Below are 19,382 nucleotides of genomic sequence, written 5' to 3'. Positions count from 1 at the left end.
CTATAAACCATTAAAATGGTTTCGTCGTAGAATGATAAAACATAACGCCCACGGTTTAAACCGCAGGCTAAATAAACAATAATATGGTTATGTAATGGTTTTAACCATTTATTTCTTAAAGCGAATTTCTTTCGATGTATTTAAACACATTCTTCACCTTTTCTTTTTTGTTTTTCAGCACCATATAGGCAGCGGTTTCTCCCATAGCCTTAAAATCTGTACTTATTACGGTAATTCCAAGCAAGTCTTTTAAAGGAGTATCGTTGTATGAAATAATCCCAATGTCAGAGCCTAAAACAAGGTTTTTCTTACGAACCTGCCTTACCAAATTCACCAAGTCCATCTCTTCAATGGTTATATAGATATCCTTGCTTTGCAGCTCCATGTCTTCGTAGATTTCATCCAAGATCTCAAAATCAAAATCGTATTCAACACAAAATTGTCTGAAACCGTGCAATATCCGCTTTGGATAAGGGTGAACTGCCTTACTGGGATATACCAATATGATCTTGTCGTATTTTTTTAAACGATCCAAGCCTTCTTTCAGGGCATTGTAGATATCTTCCTGAAAATCTTGATAAATCGATCCATAATCCCCTTTGATCATCGGCTTGGCATTATCCATGATAATAAGCTTGTCTTTCGGGATTTTTTCAATTACCTTCAACACTTCATCAGTAAAGCTTACATGACCAAGCTTTTCAGTTTTAAAATGCGGCATGATCACATAATAATCGTATGCACCAAGATTTTTTTCCAAGGTTTTAATAAACAAGGATTCTTCACAATGATAGATAAACAGGTTGACATGCGCATTGACCCCGATTCCATCCAAAAACGAATTGTATATCATCATTTTATAGGAACTAGGCTTGTTGATCAAAAAGAAGATATTCGCCTTGGAAATCAAATCGGTCTTAGCTGTATAATAGCCCTTGCCTTTTACCGAAACAATAATCTTTTTTTCCTTTAAATGTTTATAAGCTTTTTCTACCGTATCCCTTGACAGATAACAAGTTTCACTAAGCTCATTTATAGAAGGTATCTTTTGTCCGACCGTTAAGTTCCCCTTACTTATATCATCAATGATAGAGTCCACAATCTGTTTATATTTAGGGACTCTGGAGTTTTCATTAATTTTTATTTCGATAGAAGAGGACACTGCAGGGTTCATAGTTTATTAAAAATCTGTGATTCATTTTAATTATATTGTGGTAAAATTAGATAATTATTATTAATTTATTTAATATTCTTCTGAAAAGGATGCAGTACACCACAGGATACGATGGTCTTTTTTTAAAACTACTTTTGAGTCATCAAATTCAATTAGAAATTAAAAATGGAGAAAACCTTTAAATATGTAAACTACCTTTGGGACGAAAAAAAAGCAGCTTCAATCGATAATGAAGTTGACCTTTTTTTATATCGTTCCAATATATTGGGAGCCGACCTTAGAATCACTAATTACGGTGGTGGAAACACAAGTTGTAAAACCATTGAAACCGATCCGTTGACCAATGAAGAAGTAGAGGTCATGTGGATAAAAGGTTCTGGAGGTGATATCGGGACATTAACGAGGGCGGGAATTGCAGGTCTCTATACCAAAAGATTGAGAAACCTTAAAAATGTATATAAAGGCCTGCACGATGAAGACCGAATGGTTGGTTTGTTCAATCATTGTATTTATGATCTGGACAGCAGGGCTCCTTCTATCGACACTCCATTACACGGGTTATTACCTTTTAAACATATCGACCATTTACACCCCGATGCTTTGATTGCCGTAGCTGCAGCAAAAGACAGCAAAAAGGTCACCAAGGAAATTTGGGGAGACACTATGGGTTGGGTACCGTGGCAAAGACCTGGTTTCGACCTCGGACTTCAATTGGAGAAATGCCTGAATGAAAACCCGGGGATCAGAGGGATTGTTTTAGGTAGTCACGGATTGTTTACCTGGGGTGATACTTCTTATGAATGTTATATGAACAGCCTTGAAGTAATTGAAAAGGCTTCAGAATATATTGAAAACAAGATCCAGGAAAAAGGAAGTGTTTTTGGAGGTGAAAAAACCAAAAGCCTTCCGGCTGATGACCGTAAGGAAAAAGCGGCTCAGATTATGCCGCTTTTACGGGGATTGTGTTCTTCAGAAAAAAATATGATCGGACATTTTACCGATAGCGATGTGGTGTTGGAATATATCAACAGTAAGGATTTGAAGCGTTTGGCTCCTATGGGAACTTCTTGTCCGGATCACTTCCTGCGCACTAAAATTCAACCTTTGGTGCTTACACTTGATTCAAGTGAAGACCTTGCCGATAGCCAAGCGGTCTTGAAAAAATTGGAACCGGCTTTTGAACAATACCGAAAAGAATACGCAGATTATTACAACAGCTGTAAACACGATAACAGTCCAGCGATGAGAGACCCGAATCCGGTTATCATTATTTATCCGGGCGTGGGTATGTTCTCCTTTGCCAAAAACAAGCAAACGGCAAGGGTGGCAAGCGAATTTTATGTAAATGCCATCAACGTGATGCGCGGAGCTGAAGCAATCACAGCATACACCTCATTGCCAAGACAGGAAGCTTTTGACATTGAATACTGGTTGCTTGAAGAGGCCAAGTTAAAACGTATGCCTGCGGAACAACCGCTGTCCAGAAAAGTGGCTATCGTTACAGGTGCCGGAGGCGGAATTGGGAAAGCCATTGCCGATAAATTGGTTTCACAAGGAGCGAATGTCGTTCTGACTGATATCAGTAAAAATGCCTTGACTGAAGCAGAGGAAACCTATAAAAAAGATCAAGTAGCTACTATTGTTTGCGACGTTACTGATGAAAACTCCATCAAAAAAGCATATGGTTATGCTGCTATTGCTTTTGGAGGTGTAGATATCATCGTACATTCGGCTGGTTTGGCTATTTCAAAATCCTTGGAAGACACCACCTTAAAAGACTGGAATTTACTGCAAGATGTTTTGGTAAAAGGACAGTTTTTAATGGCGCAACACGGTGTCGCTATACTGAAAAAACAAAACCTCGGTGGAGACATCGTCAATATTGCCAGTAAAAACGGACTCGTTTCTGGTCCGAATAATGTAGGCTACGGAACGGCTAAAGCTGCTCAACAGCACATGACACGTTTGCTTGCAGCAGAATTGGGCACAGACAAAATAAAAGTCAATACCGTAAATCCTGATGGTGTGATTGTAGGTAGTAAAATATGGCAGGGGGAATGGGCCGAAGGAAGGGCAAAAGCCTACGGTATCTCTGTTGATGAACTCCCCTCACATTACGCAAAAAGAAATTTATTAAACGAAATAATCTATCCGGAAGATATTGCCAATGGTGTCTATTCACTGGTAGCCATCCTGGATAAGTCCACCGGAAACATCATCAATGTCGATGGTGGAATGGCAAATGCATTTGTTCGATAAATAAATGTATAGTTGTTAGTTAGCTTGAATAAATCTTCCATAGGCTTAATTGTCTATGGAGGTTTATCTTTTATGGTGAAGTATTAAAAATAATAAAGATTACAGATGATAATTAACCCTGACCAAATTTTAAATAACAATAAAACCGACCAAACTTTACACCAAAGTCAATTTAAAAATTTGGCTACTCTCCTTAACCAACAAAAAGTGGATGTCAACCAAATTCTTCAAAAATTAGCCGATTTCCAGGTTGCAATCCCAAGTTGGGCCTTAGGTGCCGGCGGTACACGGTTTGGTCGGTTTTCCTATCAAGGGGAGCCTTCTTCCCTGGAACAAAAACTTGAAGATATTGGTATTATCCACGCACTTACCAAAACTGCCGGAGCTGTTTCTCTGCACATCCCTTGGGATATCCCCAGTGATTACAATGCAATTAAAGAGAAAGCTGAAAGTTTAGCCATTAAATTTGATGCCGTTAATTCAAATACTTTTCAAGATCAACCCGATACGACTGAATCATATAAATTCGGATCTCTGAGCAACACGGCTCAAGCAGTAAGGGAACAAGCTATTCAGCATAACATCGATGTGATCAATATTGGTGAAAAACTCGGATCAAAAAGTATGACGGTTTGGCTTGCAGACGGGAGTTCGTTTCCTGGACAAAGCAATTTCCAAACGGCTTTAAGCCATACACAAGACAGTTTGAAAAAAATATACAAACAACTCCCCGACGACTGGAAGATGTTCATCGAATACAAACCCTACGAACCCTCTTTTTACAGTACCGTTATTCAGGATTGGGGTACTTCCTTTATGTTGGCCAACGAATGTGGTGAAAAAGCATTTACCTTGGTCGATCTTGGTCATCATTTGCCGAATACCAATATCGAACAGATTGTTTCTACCTTGATGCTGAAAGGAAAACTGGGCGGTTTCCACTTTAACGACAGCAAATATGGCGATGACGACCTTACCGTAGGTTCAATTAAACCTTATGCACTCTTCCTGATTTTCAACGAACTGATCTATGGGATGAACAATAACCCTCAGAATCCAGAATTGTCATGGATGATCGACGCCAGTCACAATCTAAAAGATCCGCTGGAAGATCTTATTCAGTCCTTGGAAGCGATTCAAACTGCCTATGCAAAAGCGCTACTTATCAATCAAAAGCAACTGAAAGAGGCGCAGATAAATCACGATGTGGTCACATGTCAGGAAATTTTACAAAATGCATATCAAACCGATGTAAGACCTTTGGTAAGGGAAGCTCGACTTCGGGAAGGCGGTGCCATTCATCCTTTAAAAAATTACAGATCGCTTTCCGTTAGGGAACAGTTGATAAAAGAACGAGGAAAAGATTCCGTTGCCACCGGTTTATAAAAACTGACAGATTGATGAAAGAGAAAGTTACAGCCGTATTTGACATCGGAAAGACCAATAAAAAATTCTTCCTTTTCAATAGTGAATTCCAAGAGGTATATCGTGAATATGTACGTTTTGAACCTATTGAAGATGAGGATGGACACCCCACAGAAAACCTTCCTGAACTTCAAAAGTGGTTAAAAAGTGTGTTCAACAGAATTCTGGAAGCACAACAATATGATATAAAAGCTATTAATTTTTCTTCTTACGGAGCCAGTTTCGTCCATTTGGATGAAAACGGGGAAGCCATCACCCCACTTTATAATTACACCAAACCCATACCCGACGAAATTGTCGCCTCTTTTTACGAAAAGTATGGTCCGGAGGTGGAATTTTCAAGGCAAACGGGTTCGTCTAACGAAGGATTATTAAATTCAGGAATGCAGCTTTATTGGCTTAAACAGACCAAGCCAGAAGTGTTTAAAAAAATTAAGTATTCCCTGCACCTACCACAATACCTCAGCTATATTTTTACCGGAATCCCTTTGAGTGAATACACCAGCATTGGATGTCACACCTCGCTTTGGGATTATAACAAAAAAGACTATCACGACTGGGTGTATCGGGAAAATATCCATAAAATAATGCCACCCATTGTTTCTACGGAAACCAGTATCAATATGAACTACAACGGGAAACGCATCAAGATAGGCGTTGGAATCCACGACAGCTCTGCTGCTTTGCTTCCCTACGTCAGAAGTCTTGAAGATCCGTTTATTTTGGTTTCTACCGGTACTTGGAGCATTGCCCTTAATCCGTTTATTTCTTCTGTCCTTACTCAAGAAGATATTAACAATGATTGTATCAACTATATGAGAATCAACGGGAAGCAGGTTAAAGCATCTCGGCTTTTCTTAGGGAATGAATATAAAATCCAAGTAAAAAAATTATCAGAAAAATATAATGTCCCTGAGGATTACCACAAAACCGTAAGTTTTGATGAAGATACCTATTATGAAATCACGAAAGAATTCGAGCATTTTTTCCGTTGGGAAAGTATCAAAAATGATGTTGATATCGAAGCTACTTCCCTGCCCTATAATTCTTTTGAGCACGCTTATCATCATTTAATGATCGAGCTTGTCATGCTACAAGTGGAAAGTATCAAAACAGCAAAAGGGGATCAAGTTATAGAAAAATTGTATGTCGATGGCGGTTTTAGTGATAATGATGTTTATATAAAACTTCTTTCTCATTATCTTCGGAACATGGAATTAAGAACTACCAATGCTTCCCTAGGCTCTGCTTTGGGGGCAGCTATCTGTATTTCAGACACTAAACTGAATTCTAAATTCCTGAAAAAGAATTATTCATTGAAGAAACACGTACCGTTGATCGTAAAATAAAAGCCTATGGCATTAAAATTCAATTATAAATACCCATCCATAGAAGACCTGAGAAATAAGGCCAAAAAGAGAATCCCGAGATTCGCTTTTGAATACCTGGATGGCGGATGTAACGAAGATGTCAATATACACAAAAATACTGCGGATATCAGGGAAGTACAGCTACAACCTCGCTATCTTAAAAATTATAAGGACGCATCCATCAAAACCTCCCTCTTCGGAAAAGAATACGACGCCCCTTTTGGCATCGCTCCGGTAGGCTTACAGGGCCTGATGTGGCCCAATTCCCCTGAAATCCTGGCCAGGGCTGCTTTTGAGCACAACATCCCTTTTATTTTAAGCACGGTGACCACCACCAATATCGAACGTGCCTGTGAACTCACAGAAGGTAACGCTTGGTTTCAGTTGTACAACCCTGTTGAAGACAACATCAGAAAAGACATTATCGACAGGGCCGGTGATGCGGGATGTCCCGTATTGGTACTGCTCTGTGATGTTCCCACTTTCGGGTATCGCCCACGGGATTTCAAAAACGGATTGGCACTTCCGCCCAAAATGACGCTGAAGAACATCCTCCAGGTTTTGGGGAAACCGCTTTGGGCTTATCAGACTTTAAAACATGGGCAACCCAATTTTGAAAACCTAAAACCCTATATGCCCGATGGCATGAACCTGAAGCAATTGGGGAAATTCATGGACGATACTTTTTCGGGAAGGCTGAACGAAGAACGGATCAAACCCATAAGGGACCAATGGAAGGGCAAACTGGTTTTAAAAGGGGTCGCTTCTGAAGAAGACACCCAAGAGGCCATCCGTTTGGGCTTTGACGGCATTATCGTTTCCAATCATGGGGGAAGACAACTCGATGCGGGGGAATCCACCATCAAACCGCTGACCAGTATCGCTGAAAAATACAGTGATCAAATAGAAATTATGATGGATAGCGGATTGCGGTCCGGTCCCGATATTGCCAGGGCCATGGCAAGCGGTGCCAAGTTCACCTTTATGGGACGCTCTTTCATGTATGGGACTGCCGCTCTTGGGAACAAAGGGGGCGATCATACCATTTCCATGCTCAAAGTGCAATTACAACAAGTGATGGATCAGCTTTGCTGTGAAAAAATAGAAGACCTGCCAAAACACCTCATATAAAACAAACCCACCAAAACTATGACAGAATACACCATTGAAAAAGAGATCGAACAAGCTGCCGGAGGCGAATTTGAAAGAGAACCGGTTCCAAAATCCAAATTAAAAAGTTGGAAGAGTTTTTTGGGAATGTATGCCGGAGAACATGCCGCCGGAACCGAATTTGTTATCGGTCCGTTGTTTTTAACAGCCGGAGTTAGTACGTTCGATCTTATTGTAGGCTTGTTGATCGGAAACTTTCTTGCTGTATTGAGCTGGCGTTTCCTCACTGCAGAAATTGCTGTAAAACACAGGCTAACACTCTACTACCATTTGGAAAAGATATGCGGAAAAAAACTGGTGACCGGTTATAATCTGGCAAACGGAATCTTATTTTGCTTCCTCGCCGGTTCTATGATCACGGTATCGGCTACTGCCGTGGGAATTCCGTTCAATATGGAAATGCCTAAGTTAACGGACACACTACCTAACGGAGTTACTTGGGTTGTGGTTGTGATAGCCATTGGTACAATAATCTCACTCATTGCTGCCAAAGGCTACAGCACCGTTTCTAAAGCCGCCAACTGGATGGCACCCATCATTGTTTTGGCATTTCTCGCTTGTGGTATTGTCTCTCTAAAAAACCTTGGGGTCAGCAGTTTTTCTGATTTTTGGGATATCCTGGGCGATGGTTCTGAACCCTTTCCCGGACAAATAAAATATACGTTTTGGCATGTCGTTATCTGGTCTTGGTTTGCCAATGCCGCCATGCACGTTGGTATGTCTGATCTTTCTGTATTCCGGTTTGCAAAAAAGGCCAATATCGGTTGGACCTCTGCTGCAGGAATGTATGTAGGTCACTATATGGCATGGATCGCTGCTGCCTTGTTGTATGCAGTTTACATAAAATCTCCAGAGGCTCAGGCTTTTTTGGCTGATGGACAAGCACCAAGTGTAGCTCCTGGACCTATGGCACATAACGCCATTGGGGTTTTTGGGATACTTGCTGTTATCCTTGCCGGATGGACTACCGCCAATCCAACCATATACAGAGCCGGTTTGGCATTTCAGGCTATCATTCCAAAGGCTTCTACTTTTTGGGTAACCATCTTAGCCGGAGGAATTGCTACCGTAGCCGGATTATTTCCTGCTATCGCTATGAAATTATTGGATTTTGTTGCCTTTTACGGTTTCATCCTTGCCCCAGTGGGTGCAATCATCGTATTTGAATATTACTTCGGTAAAAAAGCAGGCATTACTCCTTTCTTTGCTGAAAAGGCCCGTATCAACTTCAACTATGCTGTGTTTTGGGCTTGGTTGATCAGTTTTGGAGTGTTTTACTTCATCTCTGTACAATTTGATATTTTCCTCTCTTTTGTTACCCTACCCACATGGTTATCATGTGGCGCATTATATCTCATACTGAGCAAATACTATCAAAAAGGACATTCTAAATTATAATTTTTTAAAAGGCAACTATATTATGATATTTCATTCTCCTTTGTCAGTCTGAGCCTGTCAAAGACTTTTTAACATCCAGAAAACACATTTCAACAAGCCTGCCTATCGGACAGACAAGCTTAATGTGACAAACAATAATTTAGATCAGCCTCCTCTTTTATCATGAAGGTGCAGGATGCGCTTTAGCGGGAAAATTTAAACATTACAGTGCCTAAATACATTTAACTATGAAATTCAACAAATCCCTTCTTCTCTTATTGTTAATCAGTATTTCTTTTTCGTGTAAGAACAAAGTAGATCAACCAACTGAAACCAAGAATGATATCGCTAAAGTCCCGGATTGGGTAGATAAAGTAGGTTCAGAGAACATTGAAATCAAAGACAAGGTGTTCTATGTAAACGATTTTGGAGCTGTTCTCGATGGAGAAACCTTAAACACCAAAGCCATTCAAAAAGCTATTGACATCTGTGCTGAACAAGGAGGAGGGACAGTAGCGTTTAGACCGGGTTCCTACTTAACAGGCTCTATTTTTATCAAGGAAAACATCCGTTTTAGGGTTGATGAAGGGGTAACCATTTTAGGAAGTGAAAATATTAAAGATTATAAAGAAATTGACACCCGTGTTGCCGGAATTGAGATGAAATGGCCAGCGGCCCTTATCAATGTTTCCAATCAGAAAAATGTGATTATTGAAGGGGAAGGGACTGTTGACGGACAAGGGAAAGTGTTTTGGGATTATTATTGGGATCTTCGGAAAAACGATTACGAACCCAGAGGTTTACGATGGATTGTCGATTATGATGCCAAAAGACCGCGTACCCTGCTTATAAACGATTCAGAAAACATCCTCTTAAAAGATCTCAACATTCAAAGAGCCGGATTCTGGACAGTTCAGGTCTTGTATTCTGAAAAAATTACTGTTGACGGACTCACCATCAAAAATAACATTGGTGGTCACGGACCAAGTACAGATGGTATTGATATCGATTCCTCAAAATGGGTACTTATCCAAAAATGCGATATTGATTGTAACGATGATAATTTCTGTTTGAAAGCCGGAAGGGATTGGGACGGACAACGAGTGAACCGACCTACCGAATATGTGGTGATAAAAGATTGCATAACAAGGCAAGGTTCAGGATTGTTCACCGCCGGGAGTGAAACCGCCGGAAGTATCAGGCATGTGTATGTTTCAAATATCAAAGGCTTAGGTACTAAAAACGGATTGAATATCAAATCAGCCCTTACCCGTGGGGGTACTGTGGAAGATATTTATCTGGAAAACATAAAAATGGACAGTGTACGTACTTTTATTGAAGTATCTATGAATTGGAATCCGAGTTACAGCTATTCAAAACTACCGGAAGGCTTTGATGAAGATAGTATTCCCGAACATTGGAAAAAATTGTTGATGAAAGTAGATCCGGAAAAAGGTATTCCGACTTTTAAAAACATCACTTTGAGGAACATAGAAGTAAAAGGAGCCAAGAAAGCTATCAACATAAACGGACTGGAAAATTCCATTGTAGAAAACATCACACTTACAAACGTTTCCATTGAAGCTGAAACTGCCGGACAGATCTCATATAGTGCAGATTGGACACTAAACAATGTCAGCATCAAAGCTAAAGACAGCTCTAAAGTGAAATTAAATCATTCGGAAGGGATTGACTTTTCCCTTCACCCATAATCCAATCACAATGAAAATCACCCTACAATCCGGTCTTCCCCTCCTTATATGCTTTCAACTGTGTTTTGCCAAAGCATCAGGACAGGATAAAATTGATCGAAAAGCATTGGTAAGCCGTCATAACGTACAAATTTCTGCCGTAGACACACTTGCTTCTTTGTCGGTAGGAAATGGCAGTTTTGCCTACACTGTTGATGTTACCGGCATGCAAAGTTTCCCTGAACATTATCAAGACGGGGTTCCCTTAGGTACACAATCTGAATGGGGATGGGATTCTTATCCCAATACTGAAAATTACACCTTTGAAGAAACCTTAAAAAACTACGATCAATACGGACGAAAAGTTTCCTATTCAGTTCAAAAAAAAGATGATCGAGGTAAAAAGGCTGTTAACTATTTCCGATCAAATCCGCACCGCTTACAATTAGGGAATTTAGGTTTGGAAATCTTTAAAAAAAACGGTGAAAAAGTAACTCCCAAGGATCTTGAGAACATCCATCAGACCTTAAATTTATGGACTGGGGAAATTGAAAGTCAATTTTCCGTTGAAGGGACTCCTGTTACCGTTTGGACCGCCTGCCATCAGCAAGAAGATGCTATCGGTATTCGCATAAAATCAGACTTAATAGAAAGTGGACAATTAAAAGTACGATTGCGTATTCCCTATCCCACCGGTGGATGGACTGATTTAGGAACAGAATGGGAAGGAGAAAAAGATTACACAAGCGAACTTAGCTCAATACAAAAACAAAAAGCCGTAATTACCCGAAATTTAGATTCCCTCACCTATCAAATCGGGTTCAACTGGAAAGGAAAAGCAATACTCAGCAAAAAAGAAATGCATTATTTTTTATTAACTCCAGAAGGTAGCAATGAATTTTCATTTAGCTGTACATTCAGTAATCAAAAAATTATCCAACATCCTTCGGTCACTGCTATTGAAAAAAGCAGTAAGATCGGATGGAAAACGTTTTGGGAAAACGGTGGGGCCATTGATTTCTCCGGAAGCACAGATCCCAGAGCCCATGAACTGGAACGCAGGGTCATTTTATCACAATACCTGACCAAACTGCAATGTACCGGTAATATGCCTCCACAAGAAACCGGACTCACCTACAACAGTTGGTATGGAAAACCGCATCTGGAAATGCACTGGTGGCACGGCGTACATTTTGCATTATGGGGAAGACCGGAGTTATTGAAAAAAAGCCTTCCATGGTATCAAAAAGTGTTCAGCAAAGCTGAAAAAATTGCAAAACGTCAGGGGTTTGAAGGTGTACGATGGCAAAAAATGACCGACCCTTACGGGGATGAAGGGCCGTCGTCAATAGGATCTTTCCTCATTTGGCAACAACCCCATTTTATTACCTATGCTGAATTGATGTACCGCGAGACTCCTACTTCAGAAACATTGGAAAAATATAAAGAGCTGGTTTATGCAACTGCTGATTTTATGGCTTCTTTTGCTCATTATAACGAGGCTGAAAATCGATACGAACTCGGTTATGGTGTTATTCCGGCTCAAGAGCGTTTTAAAGCAATGCAAACCAGAAATCCGACTTATGAACTCGCTTATTGGAATTGGGCATTGACCACCGCTATAAAATGGAAAAAACGTCTGGGCGAAACTCCAAATCAAAACTGGGAAAAGGTGATTGAAAAACTTTCAAAGCTACCGGTTCAAAACAATGTATATTTAGCTACTGAAAGTGCTACGGATTCTTATACCAATCCGGAGTTTAAAACAGATCACCCTTCCGTATTGGGTACTTTCGGAATGTTACCTGAAACTTCCATGCTCGATAAAACCATTATGGAAAACACTTTCAATTTAATTTGGGATACCTGGAGCTGGGATGACACCTGGGGTTGGGATTTTCCCATGACTGCCATGACAGCAGCTCGCTTAGGCATGCCAAACAAAGCAATTGACGCCTTGTTTATGGATGTACAGACCAATACCTACCTTAAAAACGGTCATAATTATCAGGAAGGAAGGCTTCCCGTTTATTTACCGGGCAATGGCGGACTGCTAACAGCAGTAGCCATGATGTGTGCCGGCTGGGATGGCTCCACTGATAAAAACCCCGGATTCCCTAAAGACGGAAAATGGAAGGTAAAGTGGGAGAACTTAGATAAGATGTTTTAAATTTACTCCGAATCTTCGTTCAACCACTCCTTCGGAACGGGAATCACGCAAATATTTAAACTCCTTCCATCTTCAGAAAGCATGGCAGATTGAATCTCTATTTTTGTTCCGTCAGGACTAAAAGTTGGATGCGGATGATCGGCAGCCGTTTGTTTATGTCCGGTTGAAAGCATGAGCATTTCCCTTGTTTTTCTGTTGATGAGATAAATACTCCTCGAAAAATCATCGCCCACTGCAAAACGTCCGTCCGGCGAACCATGCACATGCCAAAGTCCGCTACCCGAAGGCGTTTGCCCTGCAATGGTCATTTCACGGGTCTCTATATTTACAATACCGAGCCCCGTAGGCTTTTCACGCGTTCCCGATGATCCCCAAGCTACTTCTTGTCCGGGATTAGCTCCTTTCACACTGGTGCCTTCTCCTACATCTAAATTTGATCCCGGAATTTGCCGATGTCCCATAATGGCAAAAGCCACTTCATTGGGAGAAATTACAGCTTCGTGAGTTACCCATTCATATTCCGATTCGGGATATAAAGGTCTTAATCCGCTTCCATCAGCATTAACGATCCAAGTACGTTGTGGTGATTTCCCTCCAGTTTCCCAGCAAAACACAATTTGCCCGGGTTTCCACGGATTGGTTTGTATATGTCCCACCTGAAAAGGAACTGAGGTTACATACATTGTTTCTCCTGTTTCAAGGTCCATTCCGGCAATGCCCGATGGCCCTGCTCCCATATTTCGCGGACCAAAATTTTCTTTAATTTCAGTTCCGAGGGCTAATCGTTTGCTTGCAGCTTTCTTCCCTACCCTGAACCAAACTCTTTTTTCATCAGCATCCAAAGCCATGTCACCTCCTGCCTGTAATTCCGGAGGAGTTGTTCCCAGTACTTTTTGATAAACCTTTGCTTTCTTCAGTTTTCCTTTTTCACTATCGGCAAACAGTTTTTCCAGATCGACTTCAACAATATCAACAGCCCCTTCAAGCTTTTTATTCCTTCTCATGAAATAGAGCTTCATCTGTTTTCGTGCTACACACAACATACCCGAATAACCTCCTTCGGTTACCTGAACGATATCGCCTGTTTCCTCGTTCACCGCCATAGCTTCACCTTTTACTCTTCGCGACCTGAAAATAATCCACTTCCCATCGGATGTCCATTGGTTATGGGTTGGGTAAATTTTTGAATCGCCTGCGGGGGTGCTGGTCAAAAAAATCAACTCATTTCCCGTAACAGGATTTTTTATTACTTTCTTTTCCGAAGGAAAACGCTTTCCTATCTGTGCCTCGACAGCTGTTGACATACCAATAGTTAAAACTATCAGGGATAATCTTATTATTTTAAGTTTCATATTTATTTTTCTTTAAAAATGGGAGCATCAGTATTTATAGGATGCGAATAATACATTACAGCACTATCGTTCATTTTAGGATGATTCTTTTTTAGAAGATCTATCATCTCTGCCCCTGCCAACAGAACTGGACCATAGCCGTGTGCTGCATACACATTTACCGGCCTGTAGTAATAAAAAGCAGGATCGAAGCCCATTCCGGTTCCAACGCAAGTACCTTCTACTTGTCCTTTATCATTAACCTTTGTGCTAATAGCATTCCACGCCAAGCTAACCACCGGGCCGTAGACTTTAGCGTCTACATATCCCCTGTTGATGGAGCGGGCAATGGCATAGGTAAAAATGGCTGTTGCCGAAGTTTCAAGGAAAGAATCGTTCCTATCCAACAACTGATGCCAAAGTCCGTCGGGAGATTGGTAATGTGCAAGTCCTTTTATATGCTTTTGCAGATATGAAAGGACTTCTGTCCTGCCTTTATGATTTTCCGGTAACACTTCAAGCAGTTCTACCAAGGTCATAATCGCCCAACCATTTGCACGTCCCCAATGAAATTGTGGATGTTCTTCCATGCCTTCTATCCATGCGTGCATATACAGGTTCTTCTCTTCGTTGAACATACGCTTGGAAAATTGAAGCACCTGTTTTATAGCATCGTCAAAATATTTGTTATCGCCACTGTATTTTCCCATTTGTGCCAATGCCGGTACCCCCATAAACAGATCATCCAGCCACAGGGAATTTTTCATAGGTCTGTTTCTTGCTAAAGTTCCATCCTGAAGTCTGTATTGTCCCTCACTTATATATTTGATGAAATTGTTGATCATTGGATCCAGATCAGCTTTAAATCCGCCATTTTTAGTTTTTATCATAGCAGCACACATGGCTCCGGCATCATCTAGGGCATCAGGATGTAGTACCGACTTCATAGGATGTTTATAATCCTGATTTTTCTTCTCCATTGCCACCATTTGCGGATATAACTCCGACAAAAATTCCATTCTATCTGTGGTGTATTCGGTGTATTTTTCATCACCTGTGGTTTGCCCTGCAAGCAACATCCCTGCATAGGTAACTCCCCACTCATAACTTACAAGTCTGAAATCTCCTTGTTTAAAAGCAACGGAACTGTGTTTTTTTACATCTTTTGGTTTCACCGGTTTATTGGTTTCAACATCTAGCAATTGAGGCGGTGTTGTATTGTTTAAGTATGTATACACCCTATCCAACACCGCTACAATCGATTCCTTTTCCGGAACCCCATAAGGTATTTTATATTGAGGTTTTAATAAATGTAAAGGAGTATCGGAATCAGTTCCCGATTTTTGGGTGTATTGTGAAAAAACTTGAGAGCTACACAACACACAAAACAGCATAGATAATCCAGCTGTTTTTAGCCTGTTATTGACAAAATTCAGTTTATTATGGTACATTTTGAAGGTTTGAAATTAATATACCTCTAATTTAGATGTTAATGAAGTTATTTACATCCTGTTCTGTCCTGTGCTTGATTATAAAAGAGGTTATCTAAAAAGCCTCTGGTGAATTTTATTTATCAGTCTGAGCCTGTCGAAGACATATTGAACTTCAATAAATTATGCTTCGACAGGCTCAACATGACATCTGAATTTGGAGCTATTTAGACCTCTTGGTAATAAATTTCAAAAACCATTGTATTCCTTTTGCTAAAATAAGATACAAACCGGAGTTGGGACTTTAATTTCGTCTACGTATGTCAGCAGTCCACTTTCTACGTCCCGCTTAAAAGAAATAATATTTTCGGTGTATTGATTGGCCACTAATAAGAAATCGCCATTTGGTGATAAAGAAAAATTCCGTGGCCCCTCTCCCCTACCCGATTCATAGCCGACAATGCTTAAACTCCCGTTTTCATCTACTTTGAAAATGGCAATCGAATTATGTCCGCGATTGGAAGCATATAAAAATTTGCCATCAGAAGAAATATGGATATCGGCCCCTGTGTTTTCTTCTGTAAAATTATCAGGCAAAGTCGAAACCGTAGTCTCCGAAGTATAATTTTCATCATCGTCTATCGTCACAATGGTTATTGTGCTGTTCAATTCATTAAACACATATCCCCGGCTTCTGTTTGGATGGAAAGTCATATGTCTTGGTCCTGCCCCATCTGCCATTGATAAGGTTTTTACTTCCTTAGGTTGCAATTTTTTGGTTTTATTGTCAATTGTAGAAAACCAAAGCTGATTGGTTCCCAAATCAACTTCCACAACATCGTTTTCAGTTGGACTTAACCATACAGAATGAGCATGCGGACCATCTTGTCTTTTATGTGTTCCTTTTCCTTCATGCTGATGTACATCCAATAGATCAGAAAGAGATCCGTTGTCTTCCAACTGCAACAGACCTACATTTCCACCGGTATAATTAGCGGTTAAAACAAATCCTTCCTCATTAACGGCCACAAAACACGGATGTGCCCCTCCTGAAGAACTTCTGTTGATCAGCTTAAGCGTATCTTTCCCCACCATATAGGATTCCACCGTACCAACGCCTTCTTCATTTTTAATTTCATTCACCGCCAGTAAATATTTTTTATCCGCTGAAAATGCCAAAAAAGAAGGATTTTCTGTTTCTACCATGAGTTTTTCATTGCTTAATTTCCCATCTGCATGTAAAGCATATTTATAGATTCCTTTACTTTCTCCTCCGGTATAAGTCCCGACGAAAAAATCGATTTTTGGAGTGCTTGTTTCGGCTGTTTCCATGCTTTCAGCCGATTTGTTTTCTTTTGTATTTTGTTTGCATCCTGTTACTAAAAGTATCACAAGAATTACAGGTATGAATTTCATTCAAAAAAAAGTTTTCAATTGGGTTAATGACCCGAAAGATACAATTTATTGGATATTGTCAAGGATTTTATTTAAGGATAGAACAAAAAAAGACTGTCAGTAATTACCTGACAGTCCTCTTAGTAAAATATCAAACGTTATTTTGCTACGTTTACGGCTCTGGTTTCCCGAATCACGGTGATTTTTACCTGTCCGGGATAGGTCATATCCGTTTGAATTTTTTGTGAGATTTCAAAGGACAATTCGGCAGCTTTATCGTCGCTCACTTTTTCGCTTTCAACAATCACACGCAATTCTCGTCCGGCTTGAATAGCATAGGCTTTTTTAACTCCATTAAACCCAAAGGCGATTTCTTCCAGGTCTTTTAGACGCTGAATATAAGAATCCAACACTTGGCGTCTTGCTCCCGGTCTCGCCCCGCTAATAGCATCGCACACTTGAATGATCGGTGCCAAAAGTGATTTCATCTCAATTTCGTCGTGGTGAGCTCCAATCGCGTTGCTCACTTCGGGTTTTTCCCCATATTTCTCTGCCCACTCCATTCCCAAGATAGCGTGCGGGGTTTCTATTTCCGTTTCAGGCACTTTTCCTATATCGTGTAAAAGTCCTGCCCTTTTGGCAAGTTTGGCATTCACGCCCAGCTCTGCTGCCATTACACTACAAAGTTTAGCAACTTCCCTGGAGTGTTGCAGCAAGTTTTGTCCGTAGGAAGAACGATATTTCATTCTACCCACTGCTTTGATCAATTCAGGGTGTAATCCATGAATTCCAAGGTCGATCACGGTGCGTTTTCCAACCTCTATAATTTCTTCTTCAATCTGTTTTTTGGTCTTTTTCACCACTTCTTCAATACGTGCCGGGTGAATTCTTCCATCGGTCACCAAGCGGTGTAACGACAATCGCGCCACTTCCCTTCGCACAGAATCAAAACACGAGAGGATAATCGCTTCGGGGGTGTCATCAACTATAATTTCTACTCCTGTAGCCGATTCCAGCGCCCTGATATTTCTACCTTCACGACCAATGATACGTCCTTTTACATCATCGGATTCAAGATTGAAAACAGAAACACAATTATCGATAGCCTCTTCTGTTCCTATTCGTTGGATAGTGTTGACAATTACCTTTTTCGCCTCCTGCTGTGCCGTCAGTTTGGCCTCTTCAAGTGTATTTTGAATATAAGCCATCGCATCGCTTCTCGCTTCAGTCTTTAGTGATTCCACCAACTGTGCCTTGGCTTCTTCTCCGGAAAGTCCGGAAATGACTTCTAATTGCTCAACCTGACTTTTATGAAGTTTTTCTGCCTCTTTATGTTTTTTCTCCAAGAAATCCAATCGGTAGTCATAATCTTTCTTTTTCTCTTCAAGTTCTTTGTTCAGTTTTTTTCCTTTGGCCAGCTCGTTGGACACCTGAGATTCTTTATCTCGGGTTCTCTTCTCAGCCTCTGCAATCTTCTTGTCTTTAGAGATGATTACTTTTTCATGTTCTGCCTTGAGCTCTAAAAACTTCTCCTTGGCTTGTAATATCTTGTCTTTTTTAAGGCTCTCTCCTTCATTTTTCGCTTCTTTCAATATTTTGTGGGCTTCTGCTTTGGCTCCGTTGACCATTCTTGTAGCATTTCTCTTTTCCAGCGCCTTTGCTATTACAAACCCTAAAACAATTCCAATTACTCCAACAATTATTACTAGTGTAGTATTATCCATCTTTACATATATTTAAAAAAAAAGCCTACATTGGTGAAGTTTTGTACAAACTCCTAAAAACAGGTTTAAGGCTACCAAACTGATCAAGGATCCGCTGTCCTTAGTTCTGAACTTAATCAGAGGAACGGCTTGCTTTTACAATCTGAACTCACCTTTTTTAATTAATACTTGTTGAGTTTGTCAAAAAAATGTACCAATGTAGGCAGTAACATTATATTATTTAAAAGAACATTCTATTCAGCTAAATGTTTGGAAATAAGAGCATCTAAATCTTTGATCCGCTCTTCCACTTCAACATTTGTCTCTCTTTTATCAATACTTTTTTGTTCTACTTTTGAAGCAAATTGCAACGCACACATCGCCAACACGTCCTGTTTATCCCTTACTGCATAACTTTGTTCGAATTGCTTGATCAATCCATCTATGCTCTTTGCCGCTTTTCGCAGCCCTTCTTCTTGTTCGGGGTCTATCGTTAAAGGATATACCCTATCTGCAATAGATATTTTAATCTTCAGCTTTTCCCCCATTCGTATTTGAACATTATTCGGACAATTGCGTTATACAATGGTCAATTTCCCGAATTAAAGTATTTATTTTAAGCTTAGCTTCTGTTTTATTTTTATTACTGCCAAGCATTGAACTTGCTAGTTTAAGTGACTCGTATTTTTCTTCCCATTCTGATAAGGAAAGTGTTAATTTTTCATTCTCGCTTTTTGAAGCCGTCAATTCTCCCTTCAACTTTAAATTGATTTCTTGTTGATCTTTCAACTTATGAAGCAACTTACCAATCCTATCTTCCAGGGAATCAACGATTTCTACAATATCACTCATACATGCAATATTCAATACATATCTTTACAAAGTTA

At 40.2% G+C, this 19,382-nt stretch carries 14 protein-coding genes and 1 other RNA gene; 7 read left to right on the top strand and 8 right to left on the bottom strand.

Features of this window, described 5'->3' with window-relative positions; all coding sequences use genetic code 11:
• Positions 1-115: 115 nt before the first annotated feature.
• Positions 116-1,174 (bottom strand): GntR family transcriptional regulator, encoded by a 1,059-nt coding sequence (locus OOZ15_RS01440; protein ID WP_265953928.1) that lies wholly within the window; start codon positions 1,172-1,174, stop codon positions 116-118.
• A 165-nt stretch (positions 1,175-1,339) separates the two neighbouring features.
• Here OOZ15_RS01440 and OOZ15_RS01435 point away from each other — a divergent pair, with 165 nt between their 5' ends.
• The 7 genes from OOZ15_RS01435 to OOZ15_RS01405 all read left to right on the top strand — a co-directional run bounded on the left by OOZ15_RS01435 (position 1,340) and on the right by OOZ15_RS01405 (position 12,636).
• Positions 1,340-3,433, top strand: a complete 2,094-nt coding sequence (locus OOZ15_RS01435; RefSeq protein ID WP_265953927.1) for a bifunctional aldolase/short-chain dehydrogenase — start codon at positions 1,340-1,342, stop codon at positions 3,431-3,433.
• A 105-nt stretch (positions 3,434-3,538) separates the two neighbouring features.
• Positions 3,539-4,819 carry a sugar isomerase gene (locus tag OOZ15_RS01430; RefSeq protein ID WP_265953926.1) on the top strand — a complete coding sequence of 427 codons (1,281 nt, stop codon included), beginning with the start codon at positions 3,539-3,541 and terminating at the stop codon, positions 4,817-4,819.
• Between the two features lie 14 nt (positions 4,820-4,833).
• Positions 4,834-6,207, top strand: a complete 1,374-nt coding sequence (locus tag OOZ15_RS01425; RefSeq protein WP_265953925.1) for an FGGY-family carbohydrate kinase — start codon at positions 4,834-4,836, stop codon at positions 6,205-6,207.
• A 6-nt stretch (positions 6,208-6,213) separates the two neighbouring features.
• On the top strand, positions 6,214-7,359 hold the full coding sequence (locus OOZ15_RS01420; RefSeq protein ID WP_265953924.1) for an alpha-hydroxy acid oxidase: 1,146 nt from the start codon (positions 6,214-6,216) through the stop codon (positions 7,357-7,359).
• 18 nt (positions 7,360-7,377) lie between these two features.
• Positions 7,378-8,796, top strand: coding sequence for a purine-cytosine permease family protein (locus OOZ15_RS01415; RefSeq protein ID WP_265953923.1), 1,419 nt, complete (start codon positions 7,378-7,380; stop codon positions 8,794-8,796).
• A gap of 227 nt (positions 8,797-9,023) precedes the next feature.
• On the top strand, positions 9,024-10,487 hold the full coding sequence (locus OOZ15_RS01410; protein WP_265953922.1) for a glycoside hydrolase family 28 protein: 1,464 nt from the start codon (positions 9,024-9,026) through the stop codon (positions 10,485-10,487).
• A gap of 10 nt (positions 10,488-10,497) precedes the next feature.
• The gene (locus tag OOZ15_RS01405; protein WP_265953921.1) at positions 10,498-12,636 is read left to right on the top strand and encodes a hypothetical protein; all 2,139 of its coding nucleotides are present in this window, start codon (positions 10,498-10,500) and stop codon (positions 12,634-12,636) included.
• Positions 12,637-12,638: 2 nt separating this feature from the next.
• On the opposite strand, the gene OOZ15_RS01400 is transcribed toward OOZ15_RS01405, so the two are convergent.
• The 7 genes from OOZ15_RS01400 to OOZ15_RS01370 form a co-directional block, all read right to left on the bottom strand.
• The gene (locus OOZ15_RS01400; RefSeq protein WP_265953920.1) at positions 12,639-13,940 is read right to left on the bottom strand and encodes a TolB-like translocation protein; all 1,302 of its coding nucleotides are present in this window, start codon (positions 13,938-13,940) and stop codon (positions 12,639-12,641) included.
• A 50-nt stretch (positions 13,941-13,990) separates the two neighbouring features.
• A complete protein-coding gene (locus OOZ15_RS01395; protein ID WP_265953919.1) occupies positions 13,991-15,418 on the bottom strand; it encodes a glycoside hydrolase family 88/105 protein in 1,428 nt (475 codons plus the stop codon).
• Between the two features lie 252 nt (positions 15,419-15,670).
• Positions 15,671-16,813, bottom strand: coding sequence for a lactonase family protein (locus OOZ15_RS01390; protein ID WP_265953918.1), 1,143 nt, complete (start codon positions 16,811-16,813; stop codon positions 15,671-15,673).
• 137 nt (positions 16,814-16,950) lie between these two features.
• Positions 16,951-18,516 (bottom strand): ribonuclease Y, encoded by a 1,566-nt coding sequence (gene rny / locus OOZ15_RS01385; protein WP_265953917.1) that lies wholly within the window; start codon positions 18,514-18,516, stop codon positions 16,951-16,953.
• Between the two features lie 47 nt (positions 18,517-18,563).
• A non-coding RNA gene (gene ssrS, locus OOZ15_RS01380) (6S RNA) lies at positions 18,564-18,693 on the bottom strand.
• Between the two features lie 56 nt (positions 18,694-18,749).
• On the bottom strand, positions 18,750-19,043 hold the full coding sequence (locus OOZ15_RS01375; protein WP_265953916.1) for a cell division protein ZapA: 294 nt from the start codon (positions 19,041-19,043) through the stop codon (positions 18,750-18,752).
• Between the two features lie 13 nt (positions 19,044-19,056).
• Positions 19,057-19,347, bottom strand: a complete 291-nt coding sequence (locus OOZ15_RS01370; protein ID WP_265953915.1) for a hypothetical protein — start codon at positions 19,345-19,347, stop codon at positions 19,057-19,059.
• Positions 19,348-19,382 lie beyond the last annotated feature (35 nt).

Origin of the sequence: Galbibacter kalidii (assembly GCF_026241135.1) — a bacterium.
Lineage (GTDB): Bacteria > Bacteroidota > Bacteroidia > Flavobacteriales > Flavobacteriaceae > Galbibacter.
This window is presented reverse-complemented; position numbering and strand designations above follow the sequence as displayed.

What these genes read in the sequence shown, in the direction of transcription:
- OOZ15_RS01440 (WP_265953928.1), bottom strand. Translation starts at nt 1,174, where the DNA reads ATGAACCCTGCAGTGTCCTCTTCTATCGAAATAAAAATTAATGAAAAC.
- OOZ15_RS01435 (WP_265953927.1), top strand. Translation starts at nt 1,340, where the DNA reads ATGGAGAAAACCTTTAAATATGTAAACTACCTTTGGGACGAAAAAAAA.
- OOZ15_RS01430 (WP_265953926.1), top strand. Translation starts at nt 3,539, where the DNA reads ATGATAATTAACCCTGACCAAATTTTAAATAACAATAAAACCGACCAA.
- OOZ15_RS01425 (WP_265953925.1), top strand. Translation starts at nt 4,834, where the DNA reads ATGAAAGAGAAAGTTACAGCCGTATTTGACATCGGAAAGACCAATAAA.
- OOZ15_RS01420 (WP_265953924.1), top strand. Translation starts at nt 6,214, where the DNA reads ATGGCATTAAAATTCAATTATAAATACCCATCCATAGAAGACCTGAGA.
- OOZ15_RS01415 (WP_265953923.1), top strand. Translation starts at nt 7,378, where the DNA reads ATGACAGAATACACCATTGAAAAAGAGATCGAACAAGCTGCCGGAGGC.
- OOZ15_RS01410 (WP_265953922.1), top strand. Translation starts at nt 9,024, where the DNA reads ATGAAATTCAACAAATCCCTTCTTCTCTTATTGTTAATCAGTATTTCT.
- OOZ15_RS01405 (WP_265953921.1), top strand. Translation starts at nt 10,498, where the DNA reads ATGAAAATCACCCTACAATCCGGTCTTCCCCTCCTTATATGCTTTCAA.
- OOZ15_RS01400 (WP_265953920.1), bottom strand. Translation starts at nt 13,940, where the DNA reads ATGTCAACAGCTGTCGAGGCACAGATAGGAAAGCGTTTTCCTTCGGAA.
- OOZ15_RS01395 (WP_265953919.1), bottom strand. Translation starts at nt 15,418, where the DNA reads ATGTACCATAATAAACTGAATTTTGTCAATAACAGGCTAAAAACAGCT.
- OOZ15_RS01390 (WP_265953918.1), bottom strand. Translation starts at nt 16,813, where the DNA reads ATGAAATTCATACCTGTAATTCTTGTGATACTTTTAGTAACAGGATGC.
- rny (WP_265953917.1), bottom strand. Translation starts at nt 18,516, where the DNA reads ATGGATAATACTACACTAGTAATAATTGTTGGAGTAATTGGAATTGTT.
- OOZ15_RS01375 (WP_265953916.1), bottom strand. Translation starts at nt 19,043, where the DNA reads ATGGGGGAAAAGCTGAAGATTAAAATATCTATTGCAGATAGGGTATAT.
- OOZ15_RS01370 (WP_265953915.1), bottom strand. Translation starts at nt 19,347, where the DNA reads ATGAGTGATATTGTAGAAATCGTTGATTCCCTGGAAGATAGGATTGGT.